Source organism: Zoogloea sp. 1C4 (assembly GCF_009469605.1).
GTDB lineage: Bacteria > Pseudomonadota > Gammaproteobacteria > Burkholderiales > Rhodocyclaceae > Zoogloea > Zoogloea oryzae.
Window position 1 is genome coordinate 148323 of sequence record NZ_SSXU01000001.1, and the last position, 17150, is coordinate 165472.

The 17150-nt window shown below is 63.8% G+C and carries 14 protein-coding genes and 1 pseudogene; 3 read left to right on the forward strand and 12 right to left on the reverse strand.

Going from position 1 to position 17150, the window contains the following annotated elements; all coding sequences use genetic code 11:
* Positions 1-5: 5 nt before the first annotated feature.
* From GH681_RS00590 to rpsB, 10 genes are all read right to left on the reverse strand, one after another.
* Entirely contained in the window at positions 6-500 is a 495-nt protein-coding gene (locus tag GH681_RS00590; RefSeq protein ID WP_153159876.1) for an OmpH family outer membrane protein, read from the reverse strand.
* Between the two features lie 43 nt (positions 501-543).
* Positions 544-2835 carry an outer membrane protein assembly factor BamA gene (bamA, locus tag GH681_RS00595; protein WP_153159516.1) on the reverse strand — a complete coding sequence of 764 codons (2292 nt, stop codon included), beginning with the start codon at positions 2833-2835 and terminating at the stop codon, positions 544-546.
* A 6-nt stretch (positions 2836-2841) separates the two neighbouring features.
* The gene (gene rseP, locus GH681_RS00600; RefSeq protein WP_153159517.1) at positions 2842-4206 is read right to left on the reverse strand and encodes an RIP metalloprotease RseP; all 1365 of its coding nucleotides are present in this window, start codon (positions 4204-4206) and stop codon (positions 2842-2844) included.
* A gap of 46 nt (positions 4207-4252) precedes the next feature.
* Positions 4253-5446: a 1-deoxy-D-xylulose-5-phosphate reductoisomerase gene (gene ispC, locus GH681_RS00605; RefSeq protein ID WP_153159518.1), complete on the reverse strand. Its 1194-nt coding sequence runs from the start codon at positions 5444-5446 to the stop codon at positions 4253-4255.
* A 3-nt stretch (positions 5447-5449) separates the two neighbouring features.
* Positions 5450-6277, reverse strand: coding sequence for a phosphatidate cytidylyltransferase (locus tag GH681_RS00610; RefSeq protein ID WP_153159519.1), 828 nt, complete (start codon positions 6275-6277; stop codon positions 5450-5452).
* Positions 6270-7055 carry a polyprenyl diphosphate synthase gene (gene uppS, locus GH681_RS00615; RefSeq protein WP_153159520.1) on the reverse strand — a complete coding sequence of 262 codons (786 nt, stop codon included), beginning with the start codon at positions 7053-7055 and terminating at the stop codon, positions 6270-6272. The genes GH681_RS00610 and uppS overlap by 8 nt, the downstream gene beginning before the upstream one ends.
* A 48-nt stretch (positions 7056-7103) precedes the next feature.
* Complete coding sequence (frr, locus tag GH681_RS00620) at positions 7104-7661, reverse strand: ribosome recycling factor (protein ID WP_153159521.1); 558 nt, start codon at positions 7659-7661, stop codon at positions 7104-7106.
* Positions 7662-7671: 10 nt separating this feature from the next.
* Complete coding sequence (pyrH, locus tag GH681_RS00625) at positions 7672-8388, reverse strand: UMP kinase (RefSeq protein ID WP_153159522.1); 717 nt, start codon at positions 8386-8388, stop codon at positions 7672-7674.
* A gap of 15 nt (positions 8389-8403) precedes the next feature.
* A complete protein-coding gene (gene tsf, locus GH681_RS00630; protein ID WP_153159523.1) occupies positions 8404-9300 on the reverse strand; it encodes a translation elongation factor Ts in 897 nt (298 codons plus the stop codon).
* Positions 9301-9376: 76 nt separating this feature from the next.
* Positions 9377-10129 (reverse strand): 30S ribosomal protein S2, encoded by a 753-nt coding sequence (gene rpsB, locus GH681_RS00635; RefSeq protein ID WP_153159524.1) that lies wholly within the window; start codon positions 10127-10129, stop codon positions 9377-9379.
* 298 nt (positions 10130-10427) lie between these two features.
* Between rpsB and map the strand changes: the two genes are divergently transcribed.
* Together map and GH681_RS00645 are read left to right on the forward strand one after the other, a co-directional pair.
* Positions 10428-11255 (forward strand): type I methionyl aminopeptidase, encoded by an 828-nt coding sequence (gene map / locus GH681_RS00640; RefSeq protein WP_153159525.1) that lies wholly within the window; start codon positions 10428-10430, stop codon positions 11253-11255.
* Positions 11256-11265: 10 nt separating this feature from the next.
* A complete protein-coding gene (locus GH681_RS00645) occupies positions 11266-13863 on the forward strand; it encodes a [protein-PII] uridylyltransferase (RefSeq protein WP_153159526.1) in 2598 nt (865 codons plus the stop codon).
* A 2-nt stretch (positions 13864-13865) separates the two neighbouring features.
* On the opposite strand, the pseudogene def reads toward GH681_RS00645, so the two are convergent.
* Positions 13866-14400 (reverse strand): annotated as a pseudogene (def, locus tag GH681_RS00650) (peptide deformylase).
* A complete protein-coding gene (locus tag GH681_RS00655; RefSeq protein WP_153159527.1) occupies positions 14397-15143 on the reverse strand; it encodes an S-methyl-5'-thioinosine phosphorylase in 747 nt (248 codons plus the stop codon). Before GH681_RS00655 ends, def begins: the two are co-directional and overlap by 4 nt.
* A gap of 139 nt (positions 15144-15282) precedes the next feature.
* Here GH681_RS00655 and typA point away from each other — a divergent pair, with 139 nt between their 5' ends.
* On the forward strand, positions 15283-17097 hold the full coding sequence (typA, locus tag GH681_RS00660; RefSeq protein ID WP_153159528.1) for a translational GTPase TypA: 1815 nt from the start codon (positions 15283-15285) through the stop codon (positions 17095-17097).
* Positions 17098-17150 lie beyond the last annotated feature (53 nt).

The following is a 17150-nucleotide window of genomic DNA, read 5'->3' on the forward strand; positions in this document are numbered from 1 at the left end:
AACGCTTACTTGGCTTCGGTCAGCGCCTTGATCACCTTATCGGTGATGTCGATACGCGGGCTGGCGTAGACGGCTTCCTGGAAGATGATGTCGTACTTCTCGGCCTCGGCGATCTGCTTGATCGTCTTGTTGGCACGATCAAGAACGCTGGCGAGTTCTTCGTTGCGACGCTGGTTCAGGTCTTCACGGAACTCGCGCTGCTTGCGCTGAAAGTCGCGGTTGAGTTCATTGAACTCACGCTCCTTGTTGCGGCGCTCACCCTCGGCCATGGTCATGCCGTTCTTCTCGAGGGCTTCCTGCATGCCCTGGAGCTGCTTGGCGATCCGCTGCAGATCCTGGTCACGCTTCTCGAATTCCTTCTCGAGCTTCTGCTGGGCACGCTTTGCCGGCGGCGCTTCCTTCATCACCCGGTCCGAATTGACGAACCCGACCTTCACCTCGGCTACCGCCGTCTGCGCAAAGGCGGCAAGCAGCAGCGCTGCGAGCGTGGATATACCGATACCTTTCACCTGAAACCTCCATCTGCACCCGATACGGCTGCAATCAGAAAACCGTACCCAACTGGAACTGGAATTTTTGCGTCCTGTCCCCGTCCTCTTTCTTGAGGGCCTGGCCAAGACTGAACTTGAGCGGACCGACCGGGGAGCTCCAGCTGAACGCCAACCCGGCACTGTACCGCAAATCAGAAGCCCGGACCTTGTCGTCCGCGCCCCAGACATAACCCGCGTCACCAAACAGCGAAAGGCGCATGGACTTGTCCTTGCCGCCACCGGGCATCGGGAAATAATACTCCACGTTACCCACCACCCGGCGGTTGCCGCCGAGCGCACGGACATAGCCGTTACTGTCGGTGTAGTGCGGGCCCAGCGTGCTCTGCTGGTAGCCCCGCACCGAACCGATGCCGCCGGCGTAGAAGTTCTTGTAGAACGGCAGTTCCTTGCCATCGTAACCGTGGGCATAGCCGAGATCGCCGTTCAGCATCAGCGCGTAGCCGCCGCCGAACGGGATCCAGTACTGATGCTGGTAGCTGCCGCGGACGTAGCGCATGTCGAGCGCCGGCGTTGCGACTTCCAGCGACGCGCGCTGATACACGCCGGACGTCGGGTACAGGAAGCTGTCACGCCGATCCCGCGCCCAGCCGGCCGTCGCGACCAGGCTGCGGGCCGTGTCGCCGAAGGTATTGACGAAGTTGACGTACGGCGCCGGGCTGGTGTCGAAGACCTTGATGGAGGTCTGGTCGACGGCCAGGCCGAAGTTGATCCGGTCATCCTCGGCAATCGGGTAGCCGAAGCGCAGGCCGGCACCGATGGACGACGACTTGTAGGTTGCCACCGACAGGGAGGTGGGATCGACGTTACGCTGATAGATGTCCCAGCCCATGCTGACGCCATCGATGGTCCAGTACGGGTTGGTGAAGGACAGGGCGACCGTCTTGTTGATGCGGCCGGTGTTCACCTGCAGGGTCATCGCGTTGCCGGTGCCGAAGAGGTTCTGCTGGGCGATGGAGCCGGACAGGATCACCTTTTCGGCGCTGGAGAAACCTGCGCCGAGCATGAGGTTGCCGGTGGCGCGTTCCTTGACGCTGAAGTTGGCATCTACCTGATCGGTCGAGCCCGGCACCGCCGGCGTCTCGATCGTCACTTCCTCGAAGTAGCCGAGGCGGTCGAGGCGGGCCTTGGAGCGGTTGATCGCCGCGCCGTCATACCACGCACCTTCCATCTGGCGGATCTCGCGACGGATCACCTCATCGCGGGTCCGCGCGTTGCCCGAAAAGTTGATCTTGCGCACATAGACGCGCCGACCCGGATCGACAAAGAAGGTGAAGGCGACTTCGCGCTTGGCCTTGTCGACTTCCGGCGCGGCATTCACGTTGGCGAAGGCGTAGCCATCGTTGCCGAGCCGCTCGCTGATCGCCTTGGTGGTGGCGGTCACCGAATCCCGCACGAAGGTGTCGCCAGCCTTGAGCTTGACGAGCTTCTGCAATTCCGCCTCAGGCACTGCCATGTTGCCCGCGAGCTTGACATCGGAAACCGTGTACTTCTCCCCCTCGGCGATACTGAGGGTGATGTAGATGTCTTTTTTATCGGGCGTGATCGAGACCTGGGTCGACTCGATGCTGAAATCCAGGTAGCCCCGATTCAGATAGAAGGAACGCAGGTTTTCGATGTCGCCGGAAAGCTTGGGCTTGGAATACTGGTCGCTCTTCGAGAACCACGTGAACCAGCCCGGCGTGGTCAGGGAGAACAGCTCGACGAGCTCCTTCTCCTTGAAGGCCTTGTTGCCGATGATGCTGATCTGACGGATCTTGGCGGCTTCGCCTTCGACCACGTTGAAGTTCACGCCCACGCGGTTCCGCTCGAGCGGCGTGACCGTGGTGGTGATCTGCACGCCGTACAGGCCCTTGGCGAGGTACTGGCGCTTGAGTTCCTGCTCGGCACGTTCGAGCAGCGCGCGGTCGAAGATGCGGGATTCGGCGAGGCCGACTTCCTTCAGGCCCTTCTTGAGGGCATCCTTTTCGAATTCCTTGGTGCCGACGAAGTCGATCTGGGAGATCGCGGGCCGTTCGTCCACCAGAACGATGATCACATCGTTCTCGACTTCGATCCGCACATCCTTGAAGAAGCCCGTCGCGAACAGCGACTTGATCGCCTGGGACGCCTTGTCTTCCGAGAAGCGCTCGCCCACCTTCACCGGAAGATAGCTGAACACCGTCCCGGCTTCGGTCCGCTGGATCCCTTCAACACGAATGTCTTTGACAACGAAAGGCTCGAAAGCCAAGGCGGGCGAAGCAGCGAAAAGCGCGGCAATCACCCCGGAGAGGAGCGTGGATTTCATCCGATTTCAGCTAGCAACAAGGCGGTTGATGTCGTTGTAGAAGGCAAAAGCCATTAGCGCCGCCAGCAGAGCCATTCCAATCTGCTGTCCGATTTCCATGACGCGTTCGGAAACCGGGCCGCCCTTGATGATCTCGATCACATAATACAGCAAGTGTCCGCCATCAAGCACGGGCACCGGCAGCAGATTGAGGACCCCAAGACTGATGCTGATGAGCGCCAGGAACTTGATGTAATGGGCCCAGCCCATGCGGGCCGACTGGCCGGCAAAGTCGGCTATCGTCACCGGGCCGCTGAGATTCTTGACCGAAACCTCACCGACGATCATGCGTCCGAGCACCGACAGGCTCATCGTCGCGGTTTCCCAGGTCTGGTTGATGCCCTTGGTGAGCGCATCCAGTGCCCCGTAGCGTACGGTGACGAACATGAGGTCTCGCTGCCCTTCGGCATCGGCCATCGCGACGCCGATTCGTCCGATGGTCCGACCATTCTCCTCGATGGCCTTCGGCACCAGTTGCACCACCTGCGTCTCGCTGCCGCGTAGCACTTCCACCTCGAGCGTCTGACCCGCAGCATCGCGCACGCTGGCGACGAGCTCCGACCAGGTCTCGACCGCCTTGTCACCAATCCGCACCACCCGGTCGCCAGATTGCAGACCGGCCGTTGCAGCGGCGCCGTCGGCGCTCAGCTGACCGAGCACCGCAGGCAGCTTGGGCCGATATAGACGCAGGCCGAGCTGGCTCGCAGCGTCGTTCTGGGTCTGATCCACATCAACCCCCGACAGATCCAGCTTGCGGAAGGCGATCTCGTTCTGCCCGTTGATGGTCTCGATGGTGACGCTGCGTCGGTCGAGGGCGTCGTTGAGCAGGTGCCAACGGAAATCGGTCCACGTCTGCACCTCGTCGCCGTTCACGGAACGCACGAGTTCGCCGTCCTGGAAACCTGCCTGAGCCGCCAGGCTCTCGGCTGGCGGCTCGCCGATGCGGGCGCGAATCTCCTCGACACCACCGGCGTAAAGCCCCCAGTAAAGCACGATGGCCAGCACGAAGTTGGCCAGCGGCCCGGCAGCGACGATGGCGATCCGGCGCCAGACGGACTGACGGTTGAACGCCCGGTGCAGCTCTTCGGCTGGCACCGGCGCTTCGCGCTCGTCGAGCATTTTTACGTAACCGCCAAGCGGAAAGACCGACAGCGCCCACTCGGTCTGGTCGGCACCAAGGCGCCGCATGAACAGCACCTTGCCGAAACCCAGCGAGAACCGCAGCACCTTCACGCCGCACAGGCGCGCGATGATGTAGTGGCCAAACTCGTGGACGATGATCAGCACACCGAGCGCCGCGAGAAACGGCAGGACGTAATCGAGCAGGCTCATCGAGCACCCCCTGCAGACCGCCACCGCATGAACAGAGGCGCTCCGGTCACGAGCAATACTGGCGAACGAGACTCGCCGCGACCTGTCTGGCCTGACGATCCGCTTCGAACACAACCTCAAGGGAATCCGCGCTCTGCGCTTCGATCCTGTCGAGGGTCGCAGCGATCACCCCGGCGATGCGATCGAAACGCAGGCCGCCGCCGAGGAACTCGCCAACAGCGATCTCGTTGGCCGCGTTGAGCACTGCCGGCGCAATGCCCCCCTCCTCCAGCGCCCGGTAAGCCAGCGCCAGACACGGAAAGCGCTGCAGATCGGGGCGTTCGAAATTGAGCTGACCGACGGCAAACAGATCGAGCGGCTTGACGCCCGCATCGACCCGCTCGGGATAAGCCATCGCGTGGGCGATGGGCGTGCGCATGTCGGGGTTGCCGAGCTGGGCCAGCACCGACCCATCCACGTAGGCCACCATCGAGTGGATGACGCTCTCGGGATGGATCACCACCTCGATCCGCTCTGCGGGTGCACCGAACAGCCAGTGGGCCTCGATGACTTCCAGCCCCTTGTTCATCATGGTCGCCGAATCGACCGAAATCTTGCGGCCCATCACCCAATTGGGGTGAGCGCAGGCCATGTCGGGCGTCACTGCAGCAAGCTCTTCAAGCGGCTTGCGGCGGAACGGGCCACCCGATGCGGTAAGCAGGATGCGCGTGACCTCGGTGCCATCAACCCCCTGGCGAAAACCGCTGGGCAGCGCCTGGAAGATCGCGTTGTGCTCGCTGTCGATGGGCAGCAGGGTCGCGCCGTTGGCGGAGACTTCCTGCATGAAGAGCGCGCCGGACATCACCAGCGCCTCCTTGTTGGCCAGCAGGATGCGCTTGCCTGCGCGCGCTGCAGCGAGGGTCGGAACCAGACCCGCGGCACCGACGATCGCGGCCATCACCATGTCGACTTCCGGCGCAGAAGCAACAGCCACCAGCGAAGCTGCACCAGCCAGCACCTCCGTGCAGCAGCCGGCCGCATCCAGACGGGCCTGCAGCGCCTGCGCGTCTTCGGCGCGATCCAGCACCGCATAGGCCGGCCGATGCTGCAGGCACTGCTGGTAGAGCTTGTCCACCTGCCGGTGGGCGGTCAGGGCGAAAACGCCATAACGCTCCGGGTGGCGCGCAACGACATCAAGGGTGCTGACACCAATCGAGCCCGTCGCACCAAGTACGGTGATGAACTTTTTGTCGGAAACCATGGCTTACCGGGCGAACCAGAGGGCCAGCAGACCCGCCAGCGGAAGAGTCGAAGTGAGGCTGTCGATGCGGTCGAGAACACCGCCATGGCCGGGCAGCAGCGTGCCGCTGTCCTTGACGCCGGCCTGGCGCTTGAGCATCGACTCGAAGAGATCACCGATGATGCTGATCGCGGTGAAGGCGACGAGCCCGACGGCCGCAAACACCAGCTGACCAATAGCCAGCCCGTGGGGCAGGAAGTAAGACAGGCAGACCAGGCCGTAGATCACGACGCCCGCGACGGCACCATAGGCACCTTCCCAGCTCTTGCCAGGGCTGATCGCCGGCGCCAGCTTGCGCCGACCGAAGGCACGACCGGTGAAGTAGGCCGCAATGTCGGCGATCCAGACCGACGCCATCACGCCCAGCAGCAGCCAGGGGCTGAGCAGGCGCAAGTGGATCATTGCGAGACTGGGCGGGATCAGCAGCACAAAGCCCACCAGCGCCGCGGCGCCAGCACCGGGCAGCGCCCAGCGGGACCGCAACCAGAACGGCACGCATAGCACCCAGAACAGCGCGCTCAGCCCATACGCAGGAACGAGATTGAAGGGCGGAACGGTGTCGTCCCGGTGCAACCCGGCCACGAGGCCGAAGGAGAGGCACAACGCCCCCAGCAGCATGGCGTAGATCCAGCGCCGGCCGCCCTTGTAGCCAACGATGCCACCCCACTCGTGGGCGGCCGTCGCGCAGATGACGGACACGAAAGCGAGCCAGCCCCAGGACGGCAGCAGGAACAGCGCGCAGAGCAGACCTGCCAGCAGGAAAATCGCGGTGATGACCCGCGCTTTAAGCATGGCCTGAGCCGGAAGAATCCGCTCCGCCGACAACCTGCTCGCTGGTCCGACCGAAGCGTCGCTCGCGCCCCTGATAGGACGCAATGGCGGCATCCAGTTCGGCCTCGCCGAACTCGGGCCACAGCTTGTCGGTGAAATACAGCTCGGAATAGGCGAGCTGCCAGAGCATGAAATTGCTGATGCGGGTTTCGCCGCCGGTGCGGATGAACAGATCCGGCTCCGGGCTGAAGCTCAGCGCCAGATGGGGTGCCAGATCATCCTCGGCGTAGCCGCCTTCGCGGGGGCCACAAGCGGCAATCATCTTGTCGACGGCCTGCATGATGTCCCAGCGACCGCCATAGTTGGCGCAGATCGTCAGGTTCATCTTGGTGTTGCCGGCTGTGAGCGCTTCGCCATCGCCGATCAGATCGACCAGCGCCTTGTCGAACGGCGCAAGATCACCCACGACACGCAGGCGAATGTTGTTGCGGTGGATGCGCTCGATCTCGGCCTTGAGCGATTTCACGAACAGCTGCATCAGGAACGAGACCTCGTCCTTCGGACGACGCCAGTTCTCGGAGCTGAAGGCAAAGACGGTCAGATATTCGACGCCGCGATCGAGGCAGGTGCGGATGACTTCGCGCAGGGAATCGACGCCCTTGGCATGGCCCGCAACCCGTGGCATCAGGCGCTTTCGCGCCCAACGCCCGTTGCCGTCCATGATGATCGCGATATGCCGCGGAACCTGCGCAGCCTCAGGTACGCCCCGCGTGGAGCTGGTAAACGGCAATCGCACCATGTAATCTCCGCCTGAAAAGAACCGGGAAAGCAGACACTGACCGGATGGTCAGATCTGCATCAGCTCTTGTTCTTTCTGTGCGAGAAGCTTGTCGATTTCGACCACTGCCTTGTCGGTCAGCTTCTGGACGTCGTCCTGGGCACGACGCTCATCGTCTTCCGAGATCGTCTTGGCCTTCAGGGCATCCTTCAGGGAGGCGTTGGCGTCCCGGCGCAGATTGCGCACGGCCACCTTGGCCCCTTCACCTTCATGCTTGACGACCTTGATCAGTTCCTTGCGACGCTCTTCGGTCAGCGCCGGCATCGGAACGCGGATCACTTCGCCCTGGGACGACGGATTGAGACCCAGGTCGGAATCGCGGATGGCCTTCTCGACCTTGCCGATCATCGGTTTTTCCCAGGGCTGCACACCAATCGTGCGGGCGTCGATCAGGGTGATGTTGGCCACCTGATTGACCGGCACCGGGCTACCGTAATAATCGACCATCACGTGATCCAGAATGCCCGTGCTCGCGCGGCCGGTACGCACCTTCGCGAGATCCAGCTTGAGCGCCTCGATGGACTTCTGCATCTTGGCTTCGGTAGTTTTCTTGAGTTCCGGGATCATCGATTCATCCTCAGCAATAGACCAGCGTACCTTCGTCCTCGCCCATCACGACGCGCTTGAGCGCACCGCTCTTGAACAGGCTGAAGACGTTGATCGGAAGACGCTGGTCGCGGCACAGCGCGAACGCGGTCGCATCCATCACGGCGAGGTTGCGGGCGATCGCTTCGTCAAAGGAAATTCGCTGGAAACGCGTGGCGGCCGGATCCTTCTTCGGGTCGGCGGTGTAGATGCCATCCACCTTGGTGGCTTTCAGCACGATGTCCGCACCAATTTCGGAACCGCGCAGGGCTGCAGCGGTGTCCGTCGTGAAGAACGGATTACCGGTGCCGGCACCAAAGATGACGACGCGACCTTCTTCAAGGTAGCGGATGGCCTTGCCACGGATGTACGGCTCGACCACCTGGTCGATCCGCAGCGCGGACTGAACCCGCGCATTGACCCCGGCGGCGCGAAAGGCGTCCGCAAGGGCCATGGCGTTCATGACGGTGGCCAGCATCCCCATATAGTCGGCGGTGGCGCGGTCCATTCCGGACGCAGCCCCCGCCATGCCACGGAAGATGTTCCCGCCGCCAATCACAATCCCGATCTCGACCCCAAGTCGGGTCACCTCGACCACATCGCGAACGATGCCGGAAACGACCTCCTGGTTGATGCCGTAGGCGTCGTCGCCCATCAGGGCTTCGCCGGAGAGCTTGAGGAGAATGCGTTTGTAGGCGGGCTGGCTCATCGTCAGGCTACTCCCTTACTTCTGGGCAGCAGCAGCGGCCTGGGCGGCCACTTCGGCGGCGAAATCGGTCACCTTCTTCTCGATGCCTTCGCCGACGACGTACAGGGTGAAACCGGCAACCGAAGCGCCCTTGGCCTTCAGCAGCTGGGCCACGGTCTGCTTGCCGTCTTCAGCCTTCACGAAGACCTGATCCAGCAGGGTCACGTCCTTCAGGAACTTCTGGACGGTGCCTTCGGCGATCTTCTCGAGCATGGCTTCCGGCTTGCCGGCTTCGCGAGCCTTCTCGATGGCGATGCGACGCTCGACATCCAGCAGCTCGGCGGGAACACCGGAGGCGTCGAGGGACTTCGGCTTGGAAGCGGCGATGTGCATGGCCAGATCCTTGGCCAGGGCTTCGTCACCACCCACGAGGTCGATCAGCACGCCGATCTTGGCGCCGCCGTGGATGTAGCTCGCAACGGCACCCTTGGCTTCGGTACGGACGAAGCGGCGGATGGACATGTTCTCACCGATCTTGCCAACCAGCGCCTTGCGGACTTCTTCAACGGTCTGACCGTCGATTTCCAGCGCGGACAGGGCTTCGACGTCGGCCGGGTTCTTGGTGGCGACGAGTTCGGCGACGTTCTTGACCAGCGCCAGGAAGTCGTCGTTCTTGGCAACGAAGTCGGTCTCGCAGTTCACTTCGACCATCGCGCCGAGCTTGGCGTCGGCGGAGATGTGCACGCCAACGATGCCTTCGGCGGTCACGCGGGCGGCAGCCTTGGAGGCCTTGTTGCCCAGCTTGACGCGCAGGATTTCTTCAGCCTTGTCCATGTCGCCAGCGGCTTCGGACAGGGCCTTCTTGCATTCCATCATGGGCGCGTCGGTCTTTTCGCGCAGCTCCTTGACCATGCTTGCGGTGATTTCCGCCATGTTTGCTCCTGGATATCTAATTGAATGATGTTCAGTCGGATGCTGAATGGGCGCCCGAGGCGCCCATTGAGAGGGATCAGGCCTGCTCTTCGGTGCCGTCTTCTACTTCGACGAACTCGTCGGAGCCGGCGGCAACGATTTCCTGGATCACGGCATTCTTGCCTTCCAGCACAGCATCGGCGACGCCACGGGCGTACAGGCGGATGGCGCGGGAGGAGTCATCGTTACCCGGGATCACGAAATCCACACCTTCGGGGGAGTGGTTGGTATCGACCACGGCCACAACCGGGATGCCCAGCTTGTTGGCTTCGGTGATGGCGATCTTGTGGTAGCCGACGTCGATGACGAACAGGGCATCCGGCAGACCGCCCAGATCCTTGATGCCGCCCAGGCTCTTCTGCAGCTTCTCGAGCTCGCGGGAGGCCATCAGGGCTTCTTTCTTGGACAGGCGCTCAATGGAGCCGTCTTCGACCATGGCTTCCATGTCCTTCAGGCGCTTGATGGAAACCTTGACGGTCTTGAAGTTGGTGAGCATGCCGCCCAGCCAGCGCTCATCGACGAACGGCATGCCGGCGCGCGCAGCTTCTTCAGCCACGATTTCGCGGGCCTGACGCTTGGTGCCGACGAACAGGATGGTGCCGCGGTTGGCAGCCAGCTTGCGCACGAAATCCATCGCCTCGTTGTACTTGACGAGGGTCTTTTCGAGGTTGACGATGTGGATCTTGTTGCGCTGACCGAAGATGAACGGGGCCATCTTCGGGTTCCAGAAACGGGTTTGATGGCCGAAGTGGACGCCCGCTTCGAGCATTTGACGCATGGTGACAGACATTGTGTAACTCCAGTTACTGAGGTTTGACCGCCGCCCGACCTGCCGACCTCGCCATCGCGAAGCCACGCTTAGCCGCGAATGCAGCACCGTACCCGGTGGCAACATCCGCCGGACCCCAATGGGCCGGACGTGTGTATTTTGCCTGGCACCCTTGCCAGACAAGCCGCAGATTGTAGCAGGATACGGTTAAACCCCTCAAGGCCGGGATGTGCAGCGCAGCACCGGGGATAACCGGATTGCCCCGGAAGGCCGCATGAGCTAGCCTATCTGGTCGGAAAACCCCAGCAGATCAAGCCTCATGAGCGTCACCATAAAAACGCCGGAAGAAATCGAAAAGATGCGTATCGCGGGCCGCCTCGGCTCGGAAGTGCTCGACTACATCACCCCCTTCGTGAAAGCCGGCGTCAGCACCGGCGAGATCGACCGCCTGTGCCACGAGTACATGGTCAATGTGCAGGGCTGCATCCCCGCCCCGCTCAACTACGCGCCGCCGGGCTACACGCCCTACCCGAAGTCGATCTGCACCTCGGTGAATCATCAGGTCTGCCACGGCGTGCCGAACGAAAAGGTGATCCTCAAGAAGGGGGACATCGTCAATCTGGACATCACCGTCATCAAGGACGGCTATCACGGCGACACCAGCCGGATGTTCATCGTCGGCGAAACCTCGATCCGCGCCAAGCGCCTGTGCCAGATCACCTACGAGTGCATGTGGCTGGGCATCGCCCAGGTCAAGCCCGGCGCCCACCTCGGCGACATCGGCGCCGCCATCCAGAAGCACGCCGAAGGCAATGGCTTCTCGGTGGTGCGCGAGTTCTGCGGCCACGGCATCGGCGCCAACTTCCACGAGGAGCCCCAGGTGCTGCACTACGGCAAGCCGGGTACCGGCATCGAGCTCAAGCCCGGGATGATCTTCACCATCGAGCCGATGATCAACGCCGGCAAGGCTGCGATCTCCGAACTGCCCGACGGCTGGACCATCGTGACCCGCGACCGCAGCCTGTCCGCCCAGTGGGAGCACATGGTGCTGGTCACCGAGACCGGCGTCGAGGTGCTCACCCTGTCGGCCGGCAGCCCGCCCCGCCCGGACATCGTTGCCCCCTACTCTGCCCAGATCAAGCCCTGACCCGTCCAAGATGTCCCAGACCGTGCCCGCCGCGCCAACTCCCGAAGCTTCCCGGGAGCTCATCACCCGCTTCAAGAGCCGCCTGAAAAGCGGCGGCGAGGCACTCCGCACCGCCTACGAAACCCATCCGCTGACCGAGCCCATTCTCAAGGGCCGGTCCCGGCTGGTGGACGGGGTGCTGGTGGACATCTGGAAGGAGTTCGGCATCCCCGCCTCGGCGAGTCTTGTTGCCGTGGGCGGCTACGGTCGTGAGGAGCTGTTTCCCTTCTCCGATGTGGATCTGCTGTTCCTCCTCGACCGGGAGCCGGATCACGATCTGAGCGAACGCCTCACCCAGATGATCGGGCTGCTGTGGGACGTCGGCCTCGACATCGGCCACAGCGTGCGTACCATCGACGAGTGCATCGAAGAAGCCGGCCTCGACGTGACGGTGATGACCAACCTCCTCGAAGCCCGGCTGATCGGTGGCAACACCCGGCTCTTCGATCGCTTCACCGAGCAACTGCGAAGTGCGCTCAACGTCGGGCAGTTCTTCAAGGCCAAGCGCCTCGAACAGGAGCAGCGCTACACCCGCCACAACGAGACGCCCTACTCGCTTGAGCCCAACTGCAAGGAAAGCCCGGGCGGCCTGCGCGACCTCCAGATCATCGGCTGGATCAGCCGGGCGGCAGGCTTTGGCACCCACTGGCGCGACCTCGCCAGCCACGGCCTCGTCACCGCCGAGGAGGCCACCGAGCTGCGCGACCTCGAACGCTTCCTGCAGCACGCCCGCATCCGCCTGCACCACATCGCCGGGCGCCGGGAAGACCGCCTGCTCTTCGATCACCAGGAAAAGCTCGCCCACCGCTTCGGCTTCGAGGCCAACGAGCACCGCCGGGCGTCGGAAGTCTTCATGCAGGAGTACTACCGAACGGCCAAGAAGGTCACCCAGCTCAACACCATCCTGCTGCAGAATTTCTGGGCTGAGTTCTTCCCCAACCGCTACCCGGCGGCGATCAACATCAACGAGCGCTTCCAGTGCGTGCGCGAGCTCCTCGACGTACGCGACGAAGGCGTCTTCGACCGCCACCCGAGCGCATTGCTCGAATGCTTCCTGATCCTCCAGCAGCGCTCCGAGCTCAAGGGCATGACCGCCCGCACCCTGCGCGCCCTGTGGCGCGGCCGCAAGCTGATCAACGCCGAGTTCCGCCACGATCCGGCCAACCGGGCGCTGTTCCTGCGCCTGCTCCAGCAGAAACGCGGCGTGGTGCAGGAGATGCGCCGGATGAACCAGTACGGCATCCTCAGCTTCTACCTGCCGGCCTGGCGCCGCATCGTCGGGCAGATGCAGCACGACCTGTTCCACGTCTACACCGTAGATCAACACATCATGCAGGTGCTGCGCAACGTGCGCCGCTTCATGGTGTCGGAACACGCCCACGAATACCCGCTGCTCACGCGGCTCGCCACCAGCTTCGAGAAGCCCTGGCTGATCTACATCGCGGCGCTGTTCCACGACATCGCCAAGGGCCGCGGCGGCGACCACTCCAAGCTCGGCATGAAGGACGCGCGGGAGTTCTGCTCCGCCCACGGGCTCGACGAGACCGACACCGCGCTCGTCGAATGGCTGGTGGAACACCACCTGTCCATGTCCAACGTGGCCCAGAAGCAGGACATGTCCGATCTCGACGTGATCCGTCGCTTCGGCGATCTGGTGAAGACCGAGCGCCGCCTCACCGCCCTCTACATCCTCACCCACGCCGACATCCGCGGCACCAGCCCGAAGGTATGGAACGGCTGGAAGGGCAAGCTGCTTGAAGACCTCTTCTTCGCCACCCAGCGCCTCCTGCGCGGCGCCACCCCCCACCAGGCCCTCGGCACACCCCTGCGCCAGGACGACGCCCGCAACCTGCTGCGCTACTACGGCCTGCGCCCGGGCACCGAAGACAAGCTGTGGGCCCAGCTCGACACCGTTTACTTCATGCGCCACGACGCCGAGGAAGTCGCCTGGCACGCGCGGATGCTCTACTACCGGGTCGAATCCGATGTGCCCGTCGTCAAGGCCCGTCCCACCCACGGCGACGAGGGGCTGCAGGTGATGGTCTACATGAAGGACCAGAAGGACATCTTCGTGCGGCTGTGCGGCTTCTTTGCGCGCCTCGGCTTCACCATCGCCGACGCCAAGATCCACACCACCCGCCACGGCTACGCGCTCGACAGCTTCCTGCTGCTCGATCCGGGCCAGGAAACCCACTACCGGGACGTGATCAACCTGCTCGAACACGACCTGACCGAGCGCCTCAGCCACCCGGATTCGCCCATCGACCAGCCGGCCAGTGGCCGCCTGTCACGGGAGGTCAAGCACTTCCCGATCACTCCAGGCGTGACCATCGAGCCCGACGAGCGCGGCCAGCACTACATCATGTCGGTAACCGCCGCCGACCGCCCGGGCCTGCTCTTCGGCGTTGCCGAAACCCTCGCCAACAACGGGATCAACCTGCACACCGCCAAGATCGCCACCCTCGGCGAGCGGGTCGAGGACACCTTCCTGATCAGCGGCCCCAACCTCACCCAGGACACCCAGGTCCTCAAGATCGAGACCGAACTGCTCGAAAAGCTGGCGATCTGAGCTCAGTCGTCGTCCGACGCCGGGGCGCCCGGAAACAGCACCTCGGTGAACCCGAAGCGGGTGAAATCCCGCACCCGCATCGGGTACAGGATGCCGTCCAGGTGGTCGCACTCGTGCTGCACCACCCGGGCGTGAAAGCCCTCCGCAACCCGGTCGATGGGCGCACCATCGGCGTCGAAGCCGGTATAGCGTAATGATGCCCAGCGGGGCACCCAGCCCCGCAGCCCTGGCACGGACAGGCAACCTTCCCAGCCCCCCCTCTTCGTCTTCCGACAGGGGCGATAGCACCGGGTTGATCAGCACCGTATCGGGCACCGAGGACGCATCCGGATAGCGCGGGCTGGGCCCGCCTCCAAAGATCACCACCCGCAGATCGACGCCGATCTGCGGCGCCGCCAGCCCGGCACCGGAAAGATGCGCCATGGTGTCGCGCATGTCGGCGATCAGCGCTGCGAGCTCCGGCGTGCCGAAGGCCGTCACCGGCTGCGCCCGCCGCAGCAGACGCGGATCCCCCATCCGCAGCACCTCGCGAATCATTTGGCCGGCCCTTCGCAGATGTGCTCCAGCACCTCGCGCACCCGGCCCATCGCCTCGCGCAGCACCACGTCGATGCTGCCGAAGCAGATCTGTGCCGCGCTGTTGCCGCGGCCGGCTGCAAAATTGGCCACCACGTTGATCGCCGCGTACGGAATGCCCAGTTCCCGCGCGAGAGCCGCCTCGGGCATGCCGGTCATGCCCACCACGTCAGCACCGTCCCGCTCCAGCCGGTTGATCTCGGCCGCGGTTTCGAGCCGCGGGCCCTGGGTTGCCGCATACACGCCCCCATTCACAACCGGCTGACCCGCCGCCACCGCCGCCGCAAGAATGCGCTGGCGCACGACCTCGTCGTACGGCCGCGTGAAATCGATATGCACCACCGGCTGCTCGGAGCTCTCGTGGAAGGTGCTCTTGCGGCCCCAGGTGTAGTCGATGATCTGGTCCGGCACCACCAGCACGCCCGGCCCCAGGTCGTCGCGGATGCCGCCGACCGACGCCACCGAGATGATCGCGTCAGCCTTCGCCTCGCGCAGCGCCCACAGGTTGGCCTGATAGTTCACCCGATGGGGCGGAATCGTATGGCCGTAGCCGTGACGGGCCAGAAAGACCACCGGATGCTCGCACAGCTGCCCGAAAGTAAGGGCGCCCGACGGCTCGCCGTAGGGCGTGCGCATCACCTCGCGGCGGATCACGTTCAGGTTGGCCAGTTGGGTAAGACCGCTACCGCCGATGATTGCCAGCATGCCGGACAACTCCTCATAAAACCGTGTGGGCCGGGGATCTTATCACGCAGCCAGGCCCCGACCGCTCCGCGCACCGATGCTGCGTTGCGCAAAAGCGTGGTAAAATTTTGGGTTTACAAGTACTTCGGTATCCAACCCCATGTCCCGCGCCATCCGCAACATTGCCATCATCGCCCACGTCGACCACGGGAAGACCACCCTCGTCGACCAGCTCCTGCGCCAGTCCGGCACCTTCCGTGAAAACCAGCAGGTCAGCGAACGGGTGATGGACAGCAACGATCTCGAAAAAGAGCGGGGCATCACCATCCTCGCCAAGAACTGTGCCGTGCAGTACGGCGACACCCACATCAACATCATCGACACCCCGGGCCACGCCGACTTCGGCGGCGAGGTCGAGCGCGTGCTGTCGATGGTTGATGGTGTGCTGCTGCTGGTCGATGCCGTCGAAGGCCCGATGCCCCAGACCCGCTTCGTGACCCGCAAGGCCCTGGCCCTCGGCCTCAAGCCGATCGTCGTGATCAACAAGATCGACCGTCCGGGCTCCCGCCCCGACTGGGTCATCAACCACACCTTCGACCTGTTCGACAAGCTTGGCGCCACCGACGAGCAGCTCGACTTCCCGGTCGTGTACGCCTCCGCGCTCAACGGCTACGCCATGCTCGACGCCGACAAGCCGGGCACCGACATGACCCCGCTGTACGAAGCCATCCTCGAACACGTGCCCCAGCCCGACGTGGACGCCGAAGCGCCCCTGCAGCTGCAGGTCTGCTCGCTCGACTACTCCACCTACATCGGCCAGCTGGGCATCGGCCGCATCAAGCGCGGCCGCATCAAGCCGAACCAGGAAGTCGTCGTGATGTACGGCGACGAGAACCGCGGCAAGGCCAAGATCAGCCAGATCCTCACCTTCAAGGGCCTCGAGCGCAGCCCCGCCGAATCCGCCGAAGCCGGCGACATCGTGCTGGTGTCGGGCATCGACCAGGTGAACATTGGCGTCACCCTGTGCGACCCGGACAACATCGAGCCGATGACCCCGATCGCGGTCGACGAGCCCACCCTGACCATGAACTTCATGGTCAACAACTCCCCGCTGGCCGGCCGTGAAGGCAAGTTCGTCACCAGCCGCCAGATCCGCGAGCGCCTCGACAAGGAACTCCTGAAGAACGTCGCCCTGCGCGTCGACTACACCGGCGACTCCGACACCTTCCAGGTGTCCGGCCGTGGCGAACTGCACCTCACCATCCTCCTCGAAAACATGCGCCGCGAAGGCTACGAGCTGGCCGTCGGCCGTCCGCGCGTGGTGTTCAAGGACATCGACGGCGTGAAGTGCGAGCCGTACGAAATGCTCACCATCGACGTGGAAGAAGGTCACCAGGGCGGCGTGATGGAAGAGCTCGGCCGTCGCCGTGGCGAAATGCAGGACATGCAGCCGGACGGCAAGGGTCGCGTGCGCCTCGAATACCGCATCCCGGCCCGCGGCCTGATCGGTTTCCAGGGTGAATTCCTGACCCTCACCCGCGGCACCGGCCTCGCCAGCCACGTGTTCGACGACTACGGCCCGATGGCCGGCACCATGAGCGAGCGTCGCAACGGCGTGCTGATCTCCCAGGACGACGGCGAAGCCGTGGCCTACGCCCTGTGGAAGCTGCAGGACCGCGGCCGCATGTTCGTGAGCCCGGGCGATGCGCTGTACGAAGGCATGATCATCGGCATCCACACCCGTGACAACGACCTCGTCGTGAACCCGATCAAGGGCAAGCAGCTCACCAACGTGCGCGCCTCCGGCACCGACGAAGCCGTGCGTCTGATCACCCCGATCCAGCTGACCCTCGAATCCGCCATCGAATTCATCGCCGATGACGAGATCGTCGAGATCACCCCGAAGAACATCCGCCTGCGCAAGCGTTACCTCAAGGAACACGAGCGCAAGCGCGCTGCCCGCGACGAGGCGTAAGCCTCTTCCACCCGGCCGGGGCAACCCGGCCCGGGCAGCAGTTCAAAAAAAAC

Excerpts from the sequence above, each read along its gene's own strand:
- bamA (WP_153159516.1), bottom strand. The coding sequence starts at position 2,835 with ATGAAATCCACGCTCCTCTCCGGGGTGATTGCCGCGCTTTTCGCTGCT.
- rseP (WP_153159517.1), bottom strand. The coding sequence starts at position 4,206 with ATGAGCCTGCTCGATTACGTCCTGCCGTTTCTCGCGGCGCTCGGTGTG.
- ispC (WP_153159518.1), bottom strand. The coding sequence starts at position 5,446 with ATGGTTTCCGACAAAAAGTTCATCACCGTACTTGGTGCGACGGGCTCG.
- GH681_RS00610 (WP_153159519.1), bottom strand. The coding sequence starts at position 6,277 with ATGCTTAAAGCGCGGGTCATCACCGCGATTTTCCTGCTGGCAGGTCTG.
- uppS (WP_153159520.1), bottom strand. The coding sequence starts at position 7,055 with ATGGTGCGATTGCCGTTTACCAGCTCCACGCGGGGCGTACCTGAGGCT.
- frr (WP_153159521.1), bottom strand. The coding sequence starts at position 7,661 with ATGATCCCGGAACTCAAGAAAACTACCGAAGCCAAGATGCAGAAGTCC.
- pyrH (WP_153159522.1), bottom strand. The coding sequence starts at position 8,388 with ATGAGCCAGCCCGCCTACAAACGCATTCTCCTCAAGCTCTCCGGCGAA.
- tsf (WP_153159523.1), bottom strand. The coding sequence starts at position 9,300 with ATGGCGGAAATCACCGCAAGCATGGTCAAGGAGCTGCGCGAAAAGACC.
- rpsB (WP_153159524.1), bottom strand. The coding sequence starts at position 10,129 with ATGTCTGTCACCATGCGTCAAATGCTCGAAGCGGGCGTCCACTTCGGC.
- map (WP_153159525.1), top strand. The coding sequence starts at position 10,428 with ATGAGCGTCACCATAAAAACGCCGGAAGAAATCGAAAAGATGCGTATC.
- GH681_RS00645 (WP_153159526.1), top strand. The coding sequence starts at position 11,266 with ATGTCCCAGACCGTGCCCGCCGCGCCAACTCCCGAAGCTTCCCGGGAG.
- GH681_RS00655 (WP_153159527.1), bottom strand. The coding sequence starts at position 15,143 with ATGCTGGCAATCATCGGCGGTAGCGGTCTTACCCAACTGGCCAACCTG.
- typA (WP_153159528.1), top strand. The coding sequence starts at position 15,283 with ATGTCCCGCGCCATCCGCAACATTGCCATCATCGCCCACGTCGACCAC.